General features: G+C 62.5%; 18 protein-coding genes. 16 read left to right on the top strand and 2 right to left on the bottom strand.

Annotation, left to right across the window (positions count from 1 at the left end; all coding sequences use genetic code 11):
- Positions 1-63 precede the first annotated feature (63 nt).
- Positions 64-630 (top strand): TetR/AcrR family transcriptional regulator, encoded by a 567-nt coding sequence (locus tag C9I57_RS19765; RefSeq protein WP_107152311.1) that lies wholly within the window; start codon positions 64-66, stop codon positions 628-630.
- 214 nt (positions 631-844) lie between these two features.
- The gene (locus C9I57_RS19760) at positions 845-1,270 is read left to right on the top strand and encodes an organic hydroperoxide resistance protein (RefSeq protein ID WP_107152310.1); all 426 of its coding nucleotides are present in this window, start codon (positions 845-847) and stop codon (positions 1,268-1,270) included.
- Positions 1,271-1,443: 173 nt separating this feature from the next.
- On the opposite strand, the gene C9I57_RS19755 is transcribed toward C9I57_RS19760, so the two are convergent.
- Entirely contained in the window at positions 1,444-1,752 is a 309-nt protein-coding gene (locus C9I57_RS19755; RefSeq protein ID WP_107152309.1) for a DUF4148 domain-containing protein, read from the bottom strand.
- 566 nt (positions 1,753-2,318) lie between these two features.
- Between C9I57_RS19755 and C9I57_RS19750 the strand changes: the two genes are divergently transcribed.
- From C9I57_RS19750 to C9I57_RS19685, 14 genes are all read left to right on the top strand, one after another.
- Positions 2,319-3,611, top strand: coding sequence for an MFS transporter (locus tag C9I57_RS19750; protein WP_107152308.1), 1,293 nt, complete (start codon positions 2,319-2,321; stop codon positions 3,609-3,611).
- Positions 3,612-3,633: 22 nt separating this feature from the next.
- Entirely contained in the window at positions 3,634-6,051 is a 2,418-nt protein-coding gene (locus C9I57_RS19745; RefSeq protein WP_107152307.1) for a glycoside hydrolase family 31 protein, read from the top strand.
- Between the two features lie 145 nt (positions 6,052-6,196).
- Positions 6,197-7,381 (top strand): porin, encoded by a 1,185-nt coding sequence (locus C9I57_RS19740; protein ID WP_107152306.1) that lies wholly within the window; start codon positions 6,197-6,199, stop codon positions 7,379-7,381.
- A 79-nt stretch (positions 7,382-7,460) separates the two neighbouring features.
- Positions 7,461-8,255, top strand: a complete 795-nt coding sequence (locus tag C9I57_RS19735) for an SDR family NAD(P)-dependent oxidoreductase (protein ID WP_107152305.1) — start codon at positions 7,461-7,463, stop codon at positions 8,253-8,255.
- A 304-nt stretch (positions 8,256-8,559) separates the two neighbouring features.
- On the top strand, positions 8,560-8,988 hold the full coding sequence (locus tag C9I57_RS19730) for a PAAR domain-containing protein (protein ID WP_107152304.1): 429 nt from the start codon (positions 8,560-8,562) through the stop codon (positions 8,986-8,988).
- 69 nt (positions 8,989-9,057) lie between these two features.
- Positions 9,058-9,606 carry a hypothetical protein gene (locus C9I57_RS19725; protein WP_107152303.1) on the top strand — a complete coding sequence of 183 codons (549 nt, stop codon included), beginning with the start codon at positions 9,058-9,060 and terminating at the stop codon, positions 9,604-9,606.
- Positions 9,607-9,788: 182 nt separating this feature from the next.
- Positions 9,789-10,397 carry a hypothetical protein gene (locus C9I57_RS19720; RefSeq protein WP_146166237.1) on the top strand — a complete coding sequence of 203 codons (609 nt, stop codon included), beginning with the start codon at positions 9,789-9,791 and terminating at the stop codon, positions 10,395-10,397.
- Positions 10,382-10,777 (top strand): DUF7079 family protein, encoded by a 396-nt coding sequence (locus C9I57_RS19715; RefSeq protein WP_107152301.1) that lies wholly within the window; start codon positions 10,382-10,384, stop codon positions 10,775-10,777. Before C9I57_RS19720 ends, C9I57_RS19715 begins: the two co-directional genes overlap by 16 nt.
- Positions 10,778-11,113: 336 nt before the next feature.
- Positions 11,114-12,004, top strand: coding sequence for a ribokinase (gene rbsK, locus C9I57_RS19710; RefSeq protein ID WP_107152300.1), 891 nt, complete (start codon positions 11,114-11,116; stop codon positions 12,002-12,004).
- Complete coding sequence (gene rbsD / locus C9I57_RS19705) at positions 12,001-12,399, top strand: D-ribose pyranase (protein ID WP_018443427.1); 399 nt, start codon at positions 12,001-12,003, stop codon at positions 12,397-12,399. The genes rbsK and rbsD overlap by 4 nt, the downstream gene beginning before the upstream one ends.
- A gap of 10 nt (positions 12,400-12,409) precedes the next feature.
- A complete protein-coding gene (locus C9I57_RS19700; protein ID WP_107152299.1) occupies positions 12,410-13,924 on the top strand; it encodes a sugar ABC transporter ATP-binding protein in 1,515 nt (504 codons plus the stop codon).
- Positions 13,925-14,010: 86 nt separating this feature from the next.
- Positions 14,011-14,967, top strand: a complete 957-nt coding sequence (locus tag C9I57_RS19695; protein ID WP_369008107.1) for an ABC transporter permease — start codon at positions 14,011-14,013, stop codon at positions 14,965-14,967.
- A 53-nt stretch (positions 14,968-15,020) separates the two neighbouring features.
- Positions 15,021-15,962, top strand: a complete 942-nt coding sequence (gene rbsB / locus C9I57_RS19690) for a ribose ABC transporter substrate-binding protein RbsB (RefSeq protein ID WP_107152297.1) — start codon at positions 15,021-15,023, stop codon at positions 15,960-15,962.
- 139 nt (positions 15,963-16,101) lie between these two features.
- Positions 16,102-17,127, top strand: a complete 1,026-nt coding sequence (locus C9I57_RS19685; protein WP_107152296.1) for a LacI family DNA-binding transcriptional regulator — start codon at positions 16,102-16,104, stop codon at positions 17,125-17,127.
- A gap of 7 nt (positions 17,128-17,134) precedes the next feature.
- Here the strand turns inward: C9I57_RS19685 and pobA are convergent, their stop codons facing one another.
- On the bottom strand, positions 17,135-18,319 hold the full coding sequence (pobA, locus tag C9I57_RS19680) for a 4-hydroxybenzoate 3-monooxygenase (RefSeq protein WP_107152295.1): 1,185 nt from the start codon (positions 18,317-18,319) through the stop codon (positions 17,135-17,137).
- Positions 18,320-18,405 lie beyond the last annotated feature (86 nt).

The raw sequence follows: 18,405 nt of genomic DNA, 5'->3' as shown, positions 1-18,405 counted from the left end.
CACGCTCGCATCGGTCGAACAAAGTCATTGACATTCTATCTACCGATAGATAAAGTCCAGTTCATGGAAACGACGAGCACGGTCCGCGAACAGATCCTCGAGCACGCCATCACCCTGATGATGCTGCGTGGCTACAACGGTTTCAGCTATCGCGATCTGTCCGAGCTCGTCGGCGTAAAGACATCGAGCATCCATTATTACTTCCCGTCGAAGGACGATCTGGTGCTCGAAGCCGTCAACGCTTACAGCACCGAGGTGCTGCAAGCGCTGCACTCGATCGATGCGGCGCTCGCGGCCGATGCGAAGCTGGCGAAGTACGCGAAGCTCTTCGCCCGCACGCTCGGCGACGGCGACCAGATCTGCCTGTGCGGCATGCTCGCGGCCGATATCGGCTCACTGCCGGACAACGTACGCGTCGCCGTCCAGGCATTCTTCAAGGCCAACGAAAGCTGGCTCGCGAAGATACTGGCGCAAGGCGCGCAGGAAAAGACGATCGCGATCGCCGGCAAGCCCGAGCATGCGGCGCGCGCACTGTTTGCCGCATATCAGGGCAGCGTATTGACGAGCCGGTTGTTTCACACGAAGAGCCGGATGGACGAAGTGGAAGCGTTGTGGAGGATCCCGAAATAACCGGATCCCGGGCACGCGGTAGAGCCATGTGTTCTTTTTTGCGTTGAATGTCTATCTACTTATAGATAGACATTCAACGCGGGTCGGCGCCTTTTGCGCTGACGAAGCGTTGAGGAAACGAAGTTGGTGTATCGTTTCTTTGCAGGCGCCTGTCTACCTCTCGGTAGATAGATAATTGGGTCAGAAGCACTTATCCACGAAGGAGAAAGTTGTCATGTCACTCGAAAAAGTTCTTTACCGCGCTCATGCTCATGCCACCGGCGGCCGCGACGGCCGTGCGGTCGTGCCCGACAGCAAGCTCGATTTCAAGCTGACGACGCCGCGCGAGCTGGGCGGCGGCGGCGGCGAAGGAGCCAACCCCGAGCAGCTCTTTGCGGCCGGCTATAGCGCCTGCTTTATCGGTGCGATGAAATTCGTCGCCGCACGCGACAAAATTCAGATGCCGGCCGATGCGTCGATCGACGGCGAAGTCGGAATTGGTCCGATCCCGAACGGCTTCGGCATCGAAGTCGAACTCAAAATTTCACTGCCGGGCATGGACCGCGCACAAGCGCAATCGCTGGTCGAAAAGGCCCACGTCGTGTGCCCCTACTCCAACGCCACGCGCAACAACATCGACGTGAAATTGACGCTCGTCTGACCGGACGCAAAAAAGCCCAGACCGCAAAAGCGCGGGTCTGGGCAACACCACCGGGAACCCCAGCGGCTCGGAGGATTCAGGGCCTCACGATTGATGTAGTGAACGAGCACGACGTCGACGCAGTCGTGCTCGCCGCAGGCGTGTCTTTTCGAGGCACGCCTGCCTTCGATTGCTTAGTTGTGCTGAGCGATCGGCGGCGAATACGAGCTGATGGCTCCATCGCTTGCGCGGCCCGATTCGGCGCCGCTTTGCGCGCCGCCCACGCTGTTGCCAGCATCTTGCGCGGCGATACGGGCTTCGGCTGCCTGGATGTTCTCCGGATAGTGGAGCCAGTCGAGCGGGTTGTAGCCGGCCTTCTCGACGCGTTCGAGATCCGCGCGGACTTGCGCACGCGTGAGCGGCTGGTTGTTCGATTGAGCGAACGAGACGACCGGCGCGGCGAGCGCGACGGCAACGGCGACTGCTTTGATGATCGATTTCATGATGACCTCCGACACTGTCTTGTGATTCCGCAAACAACCTTGTTTGCAGCTGGTGATGCCAGTGTAGGAGCGCGGCCACAGTGGATAAATGGGGCATTTCAGAATTCACTGGTGCGGCGGAAAGAACAATGCGAGCACGCATGCCCGAGGGCCGAGCTCACGCATGTGACGCTGAACCCGGAAAGCGCGTGAAAGTACAACTCCCCTCGCTGAATCGCGAAAGCGGCCATCATTCCGGCGCTATCCCTCCTCGATAGTCCCGCCTTCCTGCGCCATCCTCTGCGCTCGCAAACGAACAACTACCTGTTCGAACGAATAACGATCGTCAACATACACTGCGACTGACTCGCCGCCTGTCATATGACATCTGACAGCATCCGAGCGGCCGAGCGACAGCATGACTGGCGCCCGCCTCGGCGAGCCGGCAAGGGTTTTCCCTGATGTACTCGTACGCACAGGGCTGTACGATGACCGATAACGAAACCAAAATGTTCGAATTCGATCACGCGCCCGACGGCTTGCGACCGGGTAGAGCCGCGGGCGTATGAGAGAAGAAGGAGACGGATTTGAAGACCATCGTCGGCTTGCGCTGGTGGATCATCGCGCTCGTATGTCTCGGCACGATCATGAATTACCTGTCGCGCAACGCATTGGGCGTCATGGCGCCGCAACTGAAAACGCTGCTGCACATGAGCACCCAGCAGTATTCCTATGTCGTCGGCGCCTTTCAGGTCGGATACACGCTCATGCAGCCGATCTGCGGCTTCATCGTCGATCTGATCGGCTTGCGCATTGGCTTTGCGCTTTTTGCCGCGCTATGGTCAATCACGGGCTGTCTGCACGGGCTCGCGGGCGGATGGCTATCGCTTGCCGGACTGCGCGGACTGATGGGACTCACGGAGGCCGTGGCCATCCCGGCCGGCATGAAGGTCGTGGCCGAGTGGTTTCCCGATCGCGAGAAATCGGTCGCGGTCGGCTACTTCAATGCAGGCACCTCGCTCGGCTCGCTTTTGGCACCGCCGCTCGTGATCTTCCTGTCGCTGCGCTACGGCTGGCAAAGTGCATTTGCCGTCACGGGCGCGCTCGGCTTCGTCTGGGCCGCGATCTGGTTCGCGTTCTATCGCTCGCCCGGCGATCACAAGCGCATTTCGGCGAACGAACGCGCCGCCATCATGAGCGGCCAAAGCCCGATCGCGGCGCCTGCCGGCGACGATCGCCGCATCCGTCGCGTCATTGGTACGCGCCGCTTTTGGGCGATCGCTCAAGCACGCTTCTTCGCGGAACCCGCCTGGCAGACATTCAGCTTCTGGATTCCCCTTTATCTCGCCACCGAACGACACATGGATCTGAAGGCCATCGCGCTTTTCGCATGGCTGCCGTTTCTCGCCGCCGATCTCGGCGGACTCTTCGGCGGCTATCTGTCTCCGTTCCTGATGAAGCGTCTTCGCCTGCCGCTGGTCTGGTCGCGCGTTGCCGGGGTCATCCTGGGCGCGCTGATGATGATTGGTCCCGCATGCATCGGATTGGTTCGTTCTCCTTACGAAGCGATCGCCCTCTTCTGCGTCGGCGGCTTCGCGCATCAGATGATCTCCGCGCTCGTCAACACGCTCGCCGCCGACGTCTTCGAGTCGAGCGAAGTCGGCACGGCGAGCGGCTTCGCGGGCATGGCGGCCTGGATCGGCGGACTCGGCTTTTCGCTCCTCGTGGGTCAGCTTGCCGATTCGATCGGCTACGGACCGCTCTTCGGTGCGCTCGGGGCCTTCGACGTCATCGGCGCGACGCTGCTCGTCGTGTTGATGCGAGGCGTGACGCGCGCGCCGCGGTCGCGGGCACCGAAACCCGACGCCCGTATCGCCTGAATTCCTTACTCATCAATATCGCATGGCCACGCTCGATCAACGTCCGCGCTTCACGCTCTCGGCGCATACCGGCAACCCTCTCGTACTGACCGCCGCGAGCGGCTGCCGCATGGAGTGCTTCGTCCTTGCCGACGACATCATTCGCATGCTCGTGCTGCCCGACGGCGAATTGCATGGCCCGCGCACCTGGGCGATCGCGCCGGGCATCGACGATGTCCCGCTCGTGGGTCGGGACCGTCGCGATCTTTCAGGATTCGCGCAAACACAGTATTCAGTTTCGAGCGATACCGATCGTGTCGTCGTTCAAACGTCCGGCATTCGCCTGACCATCACGCTCGATGGCGGCTATTGCGCCTGGGAGATCCTGCATGAAGGGGTGTGGCACCCCGTTTTGCGCGATCGAAAGACGCAGGCCTACAACTTCGGCTGGTGGGATTCGCGCGTCTATCACTATCTGGAGCGCCGCCAGGACGAGCTCTATGTGGGCCTCGGCGAACGCGCCGGCTCGCTCGATCGCGCGGGCCAGCGCTACGAAATGCGCAATATCGATGCGATGGGCTACAGCGCGCGCTCGACCGACCCGCTCTACAAGCACATCCCGTTCTACTTGACGTGGCAACCGAAGACGGCGACGGGCTTCGGCCTCTTCTACGACACGCTTGCCGACTGTCACTTCGACATGGGCCGCGAGCTCGACAACTATCACGGGCATTATCGGCACTTCATCGCCGAGCACGGCGACCTCGACTATTACTTCATCGCCTCGCCCGCCACGCCGCTCGCGGCCGTGCGCCGCTTTACCTGGCTGACGGGGCGCCCCGCCTGGATGCCGAAGTGGGGACTCGGCTACTCCGGCTCGACGATGACCTATACCGATGCACCCGACGCTCAACGGCGCATGAACGAGTTCATCGAGCGATGTCGCGAACACGATATTCTCTGCGACTCGTTCCATCTGTCATCAGGCTACACATCGATTGGGCCAAAGCGTTACGTCTTTCACTGGAATCGCGATAAATTTCCCGACATCGACGCGTTCGTCAGTCACTATCTCGATCACGGCGTTCGCCTGTGCGCGAACATCAAGCCCTGCCTGCTGCGCGATCATCCGTCCTTCGGTCAAGCCGCCGAGTCCGGATTGCTGATCCGAACGAACGCCGGCGAGCCGGCCTGGGTGCAGTTCTGGGACGAGGTCGGGGCGTATCTCGACTTCACGAATCCGGCCACGATCGCCTGGTGGAAAGCGCGCGTCAAAGACGCCCTGCTTAGCCATGGCATTGCCGCGACGTGGAACGACAACAACGAGTTCGAGATCTGGACCGACGACGCGCTCGCGCACGGCAACGGCCAGCCCTACCCGGCACGCCAAGCCAAAGTCCTGCAGACGCTCTTGATGATGCGCGCATCGCGCGACGCTCAGCGCGAGCACGCGCCATCCTTGCGTCCGTTCCTCGTGTCTCGCTCGGGTGGCGTCGGCATGCACCGATATGTGCAGACCTGGTCCGGCGACAACTACACGTCTTGGGAGACGCTGCGCTTCAACGTCAAGATGGGCCTCGGGCTCGCGATGTCCGGCGTATCCAACAGCGGCCACGATATCGGAGGATTTTCGGGGCCGGCACCCGATCCCGAACTCTTGGCCCGCTGGGTCGCATTCGGCATTTTTCTGCCTCGATTCAGCATCCATTCATGGAACGACGACGGAACGGTCAACGAGCCGTGGATGTACCCGCAAGTGACGCCCTGCGTCGCAAGCCTCATCAAGCTGCGCTACCGTCTCATCCCCTATCTCTACGATTTGCTTTGGCAGTCGCACGACGCTTACGAGCCCGTGCTGCGTCCCATGTTCGCGGAGTTCCCCGCAGACCCGCACTGTCTCGTCGACGGCGACGACATGATGCTGGGCCCGTCGTTGCTCGTGGCGCCTGTCGTCGATCCGGGCCAAACGACGCGCAATGTCTATCTCCCGTCTGGCGCGCGCTGGTTGTCGTACTGGAGCGGCGAAGCATTTGAGGGCGGACAGACGATTCGCTTACCGGCGCCCCTCGAGAAGCCCGTCATGCTGCTTCGCGAGGGTTTTGCCGTTGCGCTCAACATCGCGGAGCAGACGTTCGCGCATCGAGCGGACCGGCGAGCGTTCGCCGTGCTGCCGTTCGCCGGAACGGGCGTCGCACGCGGCGGTTCCATTGAAGACGACGGTGAGAGCGAAGCATGGCGCTCAGGCGAACAGGGGCGCTGGGAACTCACCCTGGCAAGCGAGGAAACGACGCTTCGGCTGTCGGTCGTCTACACCGGCTCACACGCTAGCGCGCAAGACGAGATCGAGGTCTGGCTGCCCGCGGCCGATACTCGCGCGGTGCTGTGCGTGCAGGGAGAAGTCGCTGCCGATCGCGTGGACTCGAACTGGAGGCGTCTGACCGTTCGCGTGCCGCCTCGTTGAAAGGATCGATGCGCGCCGCGGTAAAGCGACGAAAAATCAAAAGCGAGACGCTCGTCGCCATGCGCGCTTACGCGTGAAGGCACAGCGGATAACAACCCGATTTGCCCGCCCAATTCCGGGCGGCACTTGCTCCGGAGACTCTCAAGTGAACGACCGCAAGCACGCCACGCGCCGTGCCTTCACCCTTTCATGCCTGCCGCTCGCCGGCTTGGCGTTCTCGACTGGCGCGCACGCGCAAAGCAGCGTGACGCTTTACGGCGTCGTCGATAACGCGTTCGCCTACGTCAGCAACCAGCACGGACAGTCGAACTTCTACATGAGCCAAGGCAACCTGCAGGCAAGCAAGTTCGGCCTGCTCGGTGCCGAAGACCTCGGCGGTGGGACGAAAGCGATCTTCCGGCTCGAAAACGGCTTCAACTCGCTGACCGGAGCGCTCTCGAGCTCCGGGTTGATGTTCAACCGGCAAGCCTACGTCGGATTGAGCAACGACCGATACGGAACACTGACGCTCGGACGCCAATACACGCCTTACTTTTCGATGGTCGGTGCGCTCGGACCGACGGGTGTCCTGACCGGCGCGACGGGAGCGCATCCGGGAGACGTCGACGCGCTCGATACGACGCTGCGCTTCAACAACTCCGTCACCTATCTTTCGCCGACGATCGCCGGCTTGCAACTGAGCGCGCAGTATGCGCTCGGCGGCGTACCGGGCAGCGTGGCGACGGGCAGTAACTTCAGCGCCGCTGTCAGCTACGCGTATCAGCCGTTTGCGTTGGCGGCCGGTTACGTGAAGCTCAAGAACATTTCGACTAGCCAGGCGCTCGGCAGCTTCGCGATCAATTCGCCCGTCAACAGCGGGTACGCGACGGCCGAGAGCGTGCAGCTCTTCGCCGCAGCGGCGCGCTATACGCTGAAAAACTGGATGGTCGGCATCAACTACTCGAACGTCCAGTATGCGCCGGGCACCGGATCGCTCTTCACGAATGAAGCCGTGCTCAACAACTATGGCGTCATCACGACGTACCGCTTCACGCCAGCTCTCATCGTGGCAGCCGGCTACAGCTATACGCGCGCGAGCAAATCCAACGGCATCAGCGATCCCGCGCGCTACCATCAAGTGTCGCTCGAGCAGGCCTACAGCCTGTCGGCCCGTACCACGATCTACTTGCTCGAGGCGTACCAGATCGCGCGCGGAAAGACCCTCGTCAGCGCGGGCGCGGGGACGAGCATCATCGATGCGGTAGCCGTGGTCGGCGATTCGCAGAATACAACGCCGTCCTCCGGACGCTCGCAGTTCGTCGGCATGGTCGGCTTGCGCCACGCATTTTGATCGCGTTCGAGCGGACGACACATCTCGCGCGAAGCGCTTAAGATTGGGCGTTGCTCTGCCCAACTCAAGGAGACTTCGCGTGAAAATCGATCTTTCCGGTAAGACAGCGTTGGTCACCGCCTCCACGGGAGGCATAGGTTTTGCGATTGCGAAGGGACTCGCCGAAAGCGGTGCGGCCGTCATATTGAATGGCCGCAGCGACGCCAGCGTGACGAAGGCCGGCGAGAAACTGCGCTCGGCCGTACCGTCCGCGCAGTGGCGCGGCATCGCCGCCGATCTCGGCGATGCCGCCGGTGCGCAGAAGCTGGTGGGCGAGCTACCGCCGGTCGACATCCTCATCAACAACGCAGGCATCTTCGAGCCGCAGGACTTCTACGATGCGGATGACGATGTCTGGGAGCGGCACTGGCAGACCAATGTCATGTCCGGCGTGCGGCTCTCGCGCGCGTTGCTGCCCGACATGGTCAAGCGCGGCTGGGGCCGCGTCGTCTTCATTTCTTCCGAATCCGCGCGCAACATCCCCGCGGACATGATCCACTACGGCGTATCGAAGACAGCCCAGCTCGCCATCGCGCGCGGGCTCGCGAAGCGCGTCGCGGGCACCGGCGTGACCGTCAACTCCGTGCTCCCGGGGCCGACGACATCGGACGGCTTCGCCGAAATGATGAAAGACGAAATGGCGAAGACGGGCAAGACGCTGGAGGAGGTCGGCAAGGAATTCGTCATGGCGCATCGCGCGAGCTCGGTCATCCAGCGCGCGGCCACCGTCGACGAAGTGGCGAACATGGTCGTCTATGTTTCGTCGCCACAAGCTTCGGCGACTTCGGGCGCGGCGCTGCGCGTCGACGGCGGTGTCGTCGACGACATCGTCTGACGGCAGTGTCGGTCTCCCGCAATTGCACAGCGCTGACTTGCCCGTGCTGGAGCGGAAGCTGAGTCGTCGGGGGTCTCACGATCTTGCCTTCAAGGCAAGTCGTCGGCCCGCGATGACCGGTTTCGCGGCCCATCGCATTGCATTGCCGATCGCAACAGCGGACGACGTACGCTCTCGCTCCATGCGTCGTGGAACGGTGTAGGCGCGCTCCGTTGCTATAATCGTCGACCAAAATAACGGCACGCTGCTGCCGCACGAGAGTATTCCGAGAATTCAAGCCGACTCTTAAAAGGAGTAATCATTTATGCAAAACGCAAAAAACAAGCAACAAGAAAATGCTGAAGCGGTCGTTGAGAAATATCATCCGTTCGCGACGGAGGGCTCGACTACCGAGCGCGGTGGGCGAGTCGCTCACGCGAGCAGCGGCGCGAAAATCGCCGACCTGACCATCGCCCGCGTCGGCGACAAGGTTGTCTACGAGGACGGGAGCGAGGCATATATCATCGATGGGGCAGGCTTTGCAGCCGTCTACTTGGATAAGCCGCTTGCGCTTGTCGGCAGCCGCCTGAGCAACGGCGATCGCATCGTCAAATCGCTTCATAACGGCGCGGGCATTAACGAGCGCGCCGGGAAGCCCATCGAAGGGCTGTTCGACCCCGACTACATTCCCCCCGCCGGCGAACACCGAAGCGCTTCATTGAGGAGGCGCAATGCAACGATATTTTCTCGCTAAGGTGACCGCGCGGGGGCCGCGGTTATTGTCGAGGGCTTACCCACGAGCACGTATCAAGGCGCGGACGGAGTGCGCGTCGAATTGTCGACCGTCTATATGAAGACGTGGTGCGACGCCTGCAAGAAGGACGGCTATATCTCACCGCGTGGCCCGCGCCATTCCGGCACCGCTGAGAACGGCCGGCAGCACGCTCTTTCCGGCGACGTCAACGCTTGCGACTGTAATCCCCCACCGGTCTTCCAGGTCGTTCGCGCTATGTCCGAAACCATCGGCGACGGCGATATCGCGCGGATGAGCCCGGCTATCGCTCGGTTTTCGGCTGATGACTCAGCTGACGATGCGTGGCATTGGATCGGTTTTTCCCTGCGCGATGAGGGAAATTGCGAAGGAATGCGCTGTGCAGCGCACTTCGCGGACGGCTCGGTCGAGATGGGCGCTTTCGATGCACAGAACACCGTGAGTTTTGCTCGGCCCAATGGCAGCCCGTGTACGAATGTCGAAATCTTGGAGGACAGCAACGCCACTGCGGGCTCAGCCACGGAAGCCTTGCTGTCCGCAATTTTTAATCGGGAATCACAAAGCGACAGTGTTCCAACGGACGCACGAGGAATGCTATGACAGGATCCCGGACGAGTCAGGCATTCAACGGCACATATCAGACGAAGCACGAGCACGCCCTAGACGGCGCCAGTATCTTGCGGTCGGCTCGCGAAGCGTTGGAGAGCGCGGGCGCTTATTTCGGGACACAGGCGATTTCGGATGCACAGACTCGGACACGCTATGCCGAGGGCATTCGAAGAATGTCCCAGATGGTCCAGGACGATGTGAACGCGGGGAACATGACGGCTGTCGAGGGAGCAGCGTTTTGCCAACAAATGCGTAACCGGATCATGGAGGAAACGCGGAAGGCCACTTCGCCGCAAGGGCTTCCGTTTGCGCAGGCTAAGAAGCTAGACGGCCGGTCGCTCGACTGGTTGCTGGATCGGTATTCGCAGAAGCTGTTTTCCAAGCCCTTTTCCAGTTTATCCGCCGCTGAGCGCGATGGAGCCTACTGGGCCGTGATCGAGGCAGCCGGCCATAACAATGCGTCGGTGACGGCGAAGGTTGCGAGGCTGCGTATTGCCGGAAAAGTCGGCATCTTGATAACTGCCGCCCTTGCCGCTCATGAGATCGTTTCGGCTAACAACAAGGTGACCGAGACGGCCAGGCAGGGGACGATCATAGAGGGGGGTGTACTGGGCGGGTTTATCGCAGGCCTGGCGGTGGCACCGGTATGTGGCCCCGCCGCTCCGATTTGCGCAATTGCAGTGTTGCTGATCGGATCGACCGCGGGCACCATTGCAACCCAGAGGGCTTTCGACGCTTACAGAGACGAGCTCCGGGAGTTCCAGGCATGGCAGATGCGCTGAGCCAGGACGATCGGGAATTCATTTGGGAGGTGATGTCGGAGTTCTTTGTGGACACCGAGGTCGACTATGACCGCGAAGCGAGACGCCTCAAAAAATTTCCACGCGGAGCTCTGAGAGATATCTTCTTTCGGGAGGTGGCACCAGTCTGCGGCCCGAACTTCCTGACGCCGGTTCCGCCGATTTGGCAAGGCTTCGATGCCGACGAGCTCAAGCGCGAAATCAACGAATTGTTGGCTCGCCGGAAAAAGTCAGTTGCACGTCGGCTTCTATGCGAGGCCAACATCACGTTCTATCGATTTTGGCTCAAGGACGTGTGGAACAAGGTCGAGACCGCAATAGAAAAAAGCCGGGAGGAGCCAGGAGGAAACGAGTCTCGATGAGGTCGCACACCGATCCCACAGGTGGGCGCGCAAAACGCCCGCTCGCTTGGGGACGGAGCCCTGCTGCGCGATACTTCACGCGTGTGCGCGCCGCCGGCCGATAGCCGTGACAACGATATGTTCCGCGGAAAGCCATCTTCGCGAAAAATTTCCGAATCCCGACCGACCCTCGTTGACATCTGCCGGTCGCGGCTCGCGCATCGCCTCTCGGGTAATTCCCTAGTGTGACTTCGTCGCATGAGTCTGGTATAAACCGACCTCACGCTGATTACGTTTTAGCAGTCGTAAAAATCGATGCTTGCAAAAGGCCGGCATCGAGGCGCATAAGGAGCCGCGATGGCGCGCGTTGTGGTGGTGGGCAGCATCAACATGGATCTCGTAACGGAAACGGACCAGTTTCCGCGGCTCGGCGAGACTTTGTTCGGCAAGCGCTTTGCGCAATACCCGGGTGGCAAAGGCGCGAACCAGGCGGTCGCGGCCGCGCGTCTCGGCGCCGAGGTCACGATGATCGGTTGCGTCGGCGCGGACGCGTTCGGCGAGCAGATGAAGGCCATCCTCACGCGGGAAGGCGTCGATACGCGCTGGGTCTCGACCGGTCGCGAGGCGACGGGAATCGCCTCGATCACGCTCTCGGCCGGGGACAACGCGATCGTCGTCGTGCCCGGGGCCAATCACGAGTTATCGGCCGCCGATATCGACCGCGCCGAGCAAGCGTTTCGCGATGCCGACGTCGTCCTTGCCCAGCTTGAAATCCCGTTCGCTACCGTATGCCACGCCGCGCGTGTGGCGCGCGCGCACGGCAAGCCGTTTTTTCTGAATCCCGCACCCGCGGTCGCACTGCCCGACGAGCTGCTCGATCTGACTACGCTCATTACGCCGAACGAGCACGAACTCGCCACGGCTTTACAGACTCACGGCGCAGACTGGCGGGCGATTGTCCAACGCATGCCGGGCCGCATTGCAATGACGCTCGGCAAGGAAGGCGCGTACTACGCCACGCCCGATGGCCAGCTTGTGCACCAGCCCGGCTTTGCCGTGAACGCCGTCGATACGACCGGTGCCGGCGATACGTTCAACGGCGCGCTTGCCTCGTTCTGGCACCTCGGCATGGCCGAGGCGATACGGCGCGCGAACGCGGCGGGCGCCCTCTCCGTCACGCGCCCCGGCGCACAAGGCGGCATGCCGACGCTGGCCGAGCTCGAACGATTCCTGCAAATCCATCCATGAAAAAACTCGGACACCTGAACCGTGACATCGCTCGCGTGCTGGCCGGCATGGGGCACACCGACAGCCTCGTGATCGCCGATTGCGGGCTGCCGATTCCCGATGGCGTCGAATGCATCGACGTGTCGCTGAAGATCGGCATGCCGGGCTTCTCCGATGTCCTCGATACAGTCCTCGCCGATTTCAAAGTCGAGCGCGCGGTCTTCGCGACCGAGAGCCTGACGCAGAATGCAGCCATCTCGAGCCGCGCCGAGCAATTCGCCAACACCGGCGTCGGCGTCGAATACGTCGCGCATGACGAGTTCAAGCGCCTGACGAAACGCGCGAAAGTCGTCATTCGCACCGGCGAGTGCAGCCCCTACGCGAATGTGATCCTGCATTCGGGCGTGATCTTCTGAGGGACGTGTAATGCAAGTCACCTTGCGCGGCATCAGCAAGGCGTTCGGGCCTGTGCGCGTACTGGAGCACGTCGATTTCCAACTCGGTGCGGGAGAGATTCACGCGCTGATGGGTGAGAACGGCGCCGGCAAATCGACGCTGGTGAAAATTCTCTGCGGCGTCTATCAGGCGGACGCGGGCGCAATCGCAATCGACGGCAAGCCTGTCCGTATTCGAGATACCGCCGACGCCGAGCGCCTCGGGATCGCGATCATCCATCAGGAGCTGAACCTGATTCCGCAGCTCACGGTCATGGAGAACATGTTTCTCGGCCGGGAGCCGCATCGCTTCGGCATCGTCGATGCGGGCGCGATGCGCAGCGAGGCGCGGCGCTGGCTCGACGTGCTCGGCGCCGGCAGCATCGATCCGCAAGCGGAGGCCGGGCAACTGTCGATCGGTCAGCAGCAGATGGTCGAGATCGCGAAGGCCCTCTCGCTCGACGCGCGCGTGCTCGTCATGGACGAACCGACCGCGGCGCTGACCGATCGCGAGATCGAGGCGCTCTTCGCCGTCATGCGCGATCTCAAGGCGCGAGGCGTCGCGATCGTCTACGTCTCGCATCGGATGGAAGAGATTTTCCGCATCTGTGACAAGCTGAGCGTGCTGCGCGACGGCAAGTTCGTGGGCGAACGCGCGATCTCGAGCACCGACTTCGACGAGGTCGTGCGCATGATGGTCGGCCGCGAAATCGGCGAGCGCTTCCCTCGCCGCGACAGCAGGCGCGGCGATGTGCGCCTCGAGGTATCGGGTCTCGCCGACGACGGCCGTATCTCGGGCGTTTCATTCGACGTGCGCGCCGGAGAAGTGCTCGGCATCGCCGGCCTGATGGGCGCCGGCCGCAGCGAGATCCTCGAGACCCTGTTCGGCGCGCGCCGAAAGACCGCCGGGCAGGTTTTGCTCGACGGCCGCGCACTCGACGTCCGCGACCCATCCGACGCGATCGACGCCGGCATCGGCTTCGTCACCGAAGATCGCAAGAGCCGAGGCCTCGTGCTCGGCATGTCGGTGCGCGAAAACGCGACGCTTGTGCATCTCTCGCGCTACGCGCGCCTCGGCATCGTCGACGATGCGGCTGAACGCGCCGCCGTGGCGGAACTGATCGAGCAGTTGCGCATTCGCACGCGCGACGCGGAGCTCGACGTCAAGGCGCTTTCGGGCGGCAACCAGCAAAAGGTCGTCTTCGCCAAATGGCTCGCCAACCCACCGAAGGTTCTTCTGCTCGACGAGCCCACGCGCGGTGTCGACGTTGGCGGCAAAGCCGAGGTCTATCACATCGTCAACCGGCTCGCGGCACTCGGCGTAGCCGTCGTGATGGTGTCGTCGGAATTGCCGGAGGTGCTGGCGATGAGCGATCGCATCCTCGTTATGCACCAAGGCCGACCGGCGGGAATCTTCGACGCCAAGCTTGCAACGCAGGAATCGATCATGACGGCCGCCACGGGCGGTACCGTGCTCGAGCGAGCCCTGGACTCGACGGTGTCGTGACACGCATTGTCGGCGTTGGTGCCCTTGTCCACGCTGTTGTTCGTTAAACCGGCGGCGGCCGCCGCCTGAAACTGAGTACCGCAATCGTGCAATCCATTCTCACGCCCGCCAACAAGGCCACGCTCCAAAAGCTCGGGCCGTTCATCGCGCTCGTCGTCGTCGCGCTCGCCCTGTCGCTGACGAGCGCCGATTTTCTGACCGTCGGCAATTTGCTCAATGTAATGCGGCAGGCGTCGATCAACGCGCTGATCGGCTTCGGCATGACGCTCGTGATCCTGCTCGGCGGCATCGATCTGTCGGTTGGCTCGATCCTCGCGCTGTCGTCCGTCGTCATCGCGAGCCTCATGCAAGCGGGCACCGCACCCGCGCTCGCGACGCTCGCCGGCATAGCGGCCGGTGGCCTCATGGGTCTCGTCAACGGCCTGGTGATCAGCAAGGGTAAGGTTGCACCCTTTATCGCGACGCTCGGCTCGATGACGGTCCTGCGCGGCGCCGCGCTCGTTGTGTCCAACGGCAGCCCGCTCAGCGACTTCCATAGCGATTTCTTTTCGATGCTAGGTGGCGGCTACGTCGCCGGCCTGCTCCCGGTCCCCGTCGTGCTGATGCTGATCATGTTCGGCGGATTCTGGTTCCTGCTGAGAAAGACCGTGTTCGGCCGCCACGTCTACGCAACGGGCGGCAATGCCGATTCGGCCCGGCTCTCGGGCGTGAAGGTCGATCGCATTCAGCTCTGGGTCTACACGATCTCCGGCGTGATGTCCGCCATCGCGGGCGTGGTGCTGACCTCGCGCCTGAACTCGGCGCAACCGACGGCAGGCACAGGCTACGAGCTCGACGCGATCGCTGCGGTCGTGCTCGGCGGCACGAGCCTCACCGGTGGCCGCGGCTGGATTTTCGGCACGCTCGTCGGCGCGCTTCTGATTGGGGTGCTCAACAACGGCCTCAACCTGCTCGATGTCTCGTCGTTCTATCAGCAAGTCGTCAAGGGCGGCGTGATTTTGTTGGCAGTCCTTATCGATCGCGCGAACAAAAAATCGTCGTGAAAAACGACAAACACATACTCAACACTCCCTATACGGAAACCAGGAGATAACTGATGCAACGGATCATTTCGCCCCTCGTCGCGAGCCTCCTCGTGCTCGGCATCGCCGCCTGCTCGAAACAGGGCCCCGACACGACCGCCGCGTCGGCCGCCGCCCCCGCATCGGGCGCCGCCGCCAGCGCGGTCACGGTGGGCTTGTCGGTCTCAACGCTCAACAATCCGTTCTTCGTCTCGCTGAGGAAAGGCGCCGAAGACGAAGCGAAGAAGGAAGGCGTCACGCTGATAACGGTCGATGCGCAGAACGATCCGGCCAAGCAGCAGGCAAGCGTCGAAGATCTGATCCAGAAAAAGGTCAGCGTCATCCTGATCAACCCCACTGATTCGTCGGCCGTCGCCAATGTCGTCAAGGAGGCCACCGACAAAGGCATCAAAGTCGTATCGCTCGATCGCAGCGTGAGCGGGGCCGAAGTGAGCTCGCACATCGCGTCCGACAACGCAGCGGGCGGCAAGATGGCGGCCGAGTTCATGCTGCAGAAGCTCGGCGGCAAGGGCAACGTCGTCGAGCTGCAGGGCATCCCGGGCTCCTCGGCGGCGCGCGAGCGCGGCGACGGGTTCGATAAATCAATCGAGGCGGACAATGGCGTGAAGATCGTCACGAAGCAGCCGGCCGATTTCGATCGCGCGAAAGGCCTCTCCGTGATGGAGAACATCATTCAAGGCAACAAGGACATTCAGGGCGTGTTCGCGCAGAACGACGAAATGGCGCTCGGCGCGGTGAAAGCGATTCAGGCCGCCGGGCTCAAGAACATCATCGTCGTCGGGTTCGACGCGACCGATGACGCGATGGCCGCCGTCAAGGCCGGCACGATGACGGCGACCGTCCAGCAGCAGCCGGAGCTCATCGGCCAATACGGCGTGCAGACGGCGATGAAGCTCGCGCAAGGCCAGCCGGTCGACAAGCTCATCCATGTGCCGCTCAATCTTTACAAGCAGTAAGCGCTCGTTGGCCGAACGCCGGCATGGGGCACGCCCGTAGTACGATTGGGTACTGCCACCGTGCGCGTGTCGGCATCGACGCACGGGCAAAACCGCCGTCGGCGCCCGGCCGACGGCGGCCCCTCGAGGACAAGCCAACGTGACTCAGTTCGAGCGCCTCACCATCGACGACATCGCCCGCCTTGCAAACGTCTCTCGGACGACGGCGAGCATGGTGCTCAACGGTTATGCCGAACGCTACCGGATCTCGCCGGCGACGGTCGAGCGCGTCCTGCGAGTGGCCAAGGAACACCACTTCACACCCTCGCAATCGGCTCGAGCGCTTCGCTCGCGGCGCAGCAACACCATCGGCCTCGTGATTCCGGACCTCACGAACTCGACCCATGCGGCGCTCGCTCAAGCGATGGAGACGCTGTGCCGAGACGAATACGGCTATCAGCTCGTCGTCGTGACGAGCGACGAGGATCCCGCGCGCGAAACCGAAGGGATCGCGCATCTCGTCTCGCATCAGGTCGACGGCATGATCGTGGTGCCCTGCACGGCCGACCCGAAGCGCTATCTGAAATGGACCAAGCGCCTTCCGCTCGTGTTCGCGGACCGGCGCGTCGACGATACGGGCATTCCCTACGTCGTGACCGATGCCACCGAGACGGTGGCCATGCTGATCGGCGATGCGCTCGCACAAGGCGCACGTGAGGTGGTCTACTTCGGTGGTCAGCCTGAGCTATCGGCCAGCCGGGACCGACTGGCGGGTTTTCGGCAGGCGCTGGCGTCGCACAGCCTGGCCGAGCGGGAGGATTGGGTCTTCGAGCGCGACTATCATCGCGAGTCCGGGCGCGTGCTGATGGAGGCCTGGTTTGCGGCTCATGGGCGCTATCCCGAGGTGCTGTTCGCCGGCTCGATCACACTGCTCGAAGGCGCGCTGTCGTTCATCAACAACGCGCATAAGCTTGGCCAGGCCCCCGGCCGCCTGATGACCTTCGACGATCATCAATTGCTCGATTGCCTCCCGCTCACCATCGACGCAATCGTGCAGGATAGCCGCGAACTCGCGGCTCAAAGCTTGCAACGCGTCATCGGGATGCTGGAAGGCGATCCAAAGCCTCAGTCCCTCTTGGTGCCCGCCAACATCCACTATCGGCATCCGCGCGACCGCGCGAAGTAAGTCGGCGTCAGCCCGCCTCCGCGAACGGCAGTCCGACGTAGTTCTCGGCAAGCGACTGCGCCGCGGCGTTCGAGGTCGTGACGTACTTCAGCTCCGAGATTTTCAATCGATTGACGAAGCCCGTTTCGTCGGGCGACGGGTGGAGCATGTTCGTCATGAAGTATGAGAAATGCTCGGCTCGCCATACACGCTCGAGGCAGGTCGTCGAATAGGATTCGATCAGATCCGTCCTGCCCTCCCGATAGCGGGCGGCGAGCGCCCGCGACAGCGTGCGGACGTCGGCCACCGCCAGGTTCATCCCTTTAGCACCTGTGGGCGGCACGATATGCGCGGCATCGCCCGCGAGAAAGAGCCGTCCGTATTGCATCGGCTCGGCCACGAAGCTGCGCATCGGCGTGACGCTCTTCTGCGTGATCGGCCCTTCGTTGGGCGTCCACCCTTCGTCGTTTTCGAAGCGGGTATGCAACTCTGCCCAGATGCGCCCATCGGGCCATTCCGCGAGGTTCTCGTCGGGGCGGCATTGGAGATAGAGGCGCGTGACGCTCGGTGAACGCATGCTGAAGAGCGCAAAACCACGCTCATGATGCGCATAGACGAGCTCGTCCGCCGACGGCGCCGCATCGGCAAGGATGCCGAGCCATGCGTAGGGATAAACGCGCTCGTAAGTGCGCAGAACGTCGGCCGGAATCGACGCACGCGAAACGCCGTGAAAACCGTCGCATCCCGCGATGTAATCGCAATCGATGCGGATGCGCTCGCCTCGATGAACGAGCTCCACATGTGGCTGATCGCTTCGGACATCGTGCAACGACACATCGGCGACGTCGAAAAGAACGGGCTGCTCATGATCGATCGCTGCCGCGATCAGATCGCGCACGACCTCGTGCTGGCTGTACACGGTGATCGAGCGGCCCCCCGTCAAGCGGGTCATGTCGATGCGATGGCGCCTGCGCTCGAACAGCAGCTCAATTCCATGATGGACGAGCCCCTCTCGCTGCATGCGCGCGCCGAGTCCGCTCTCGACGAGCGTATCGACCGTGCCCTGCTCGAGCACGCCGGCGCGGATGCGGTTCTCGCAGTATTCGCGCGAGCGGGTCTCGACGACGACCGAGTCGATCCCCTGCAAGCGCAAGAGATGAGAAAGAAGCAGGCCCGCCGGCCCGGCGCCGACGATCGCCACTTGAGTCTTCATGGATGTCCCCTCTGTATCTCTACTTCGAAAGATTGACTGAGGGGCATTCTCGGGCGCCCCCTAATATACGGCAACGCGATTTTGCG

It is taken from the genome of Trinickia symbiotica (genome assembly GCF_003028655.1).
GTDB classification, from domain to species: domain Bacteria; phylum Pseudomonadota; class Gammaproteobacteria; order Burkholderiales; family Burkholderiaceae; genus Trinickia; species Trinickia symbiotica_A.
The sequence above is the reverse complement of the archived record's forward strand: the minus strand, read 5'-3'. Positions and strand labels throughout refer to the sequence as shown.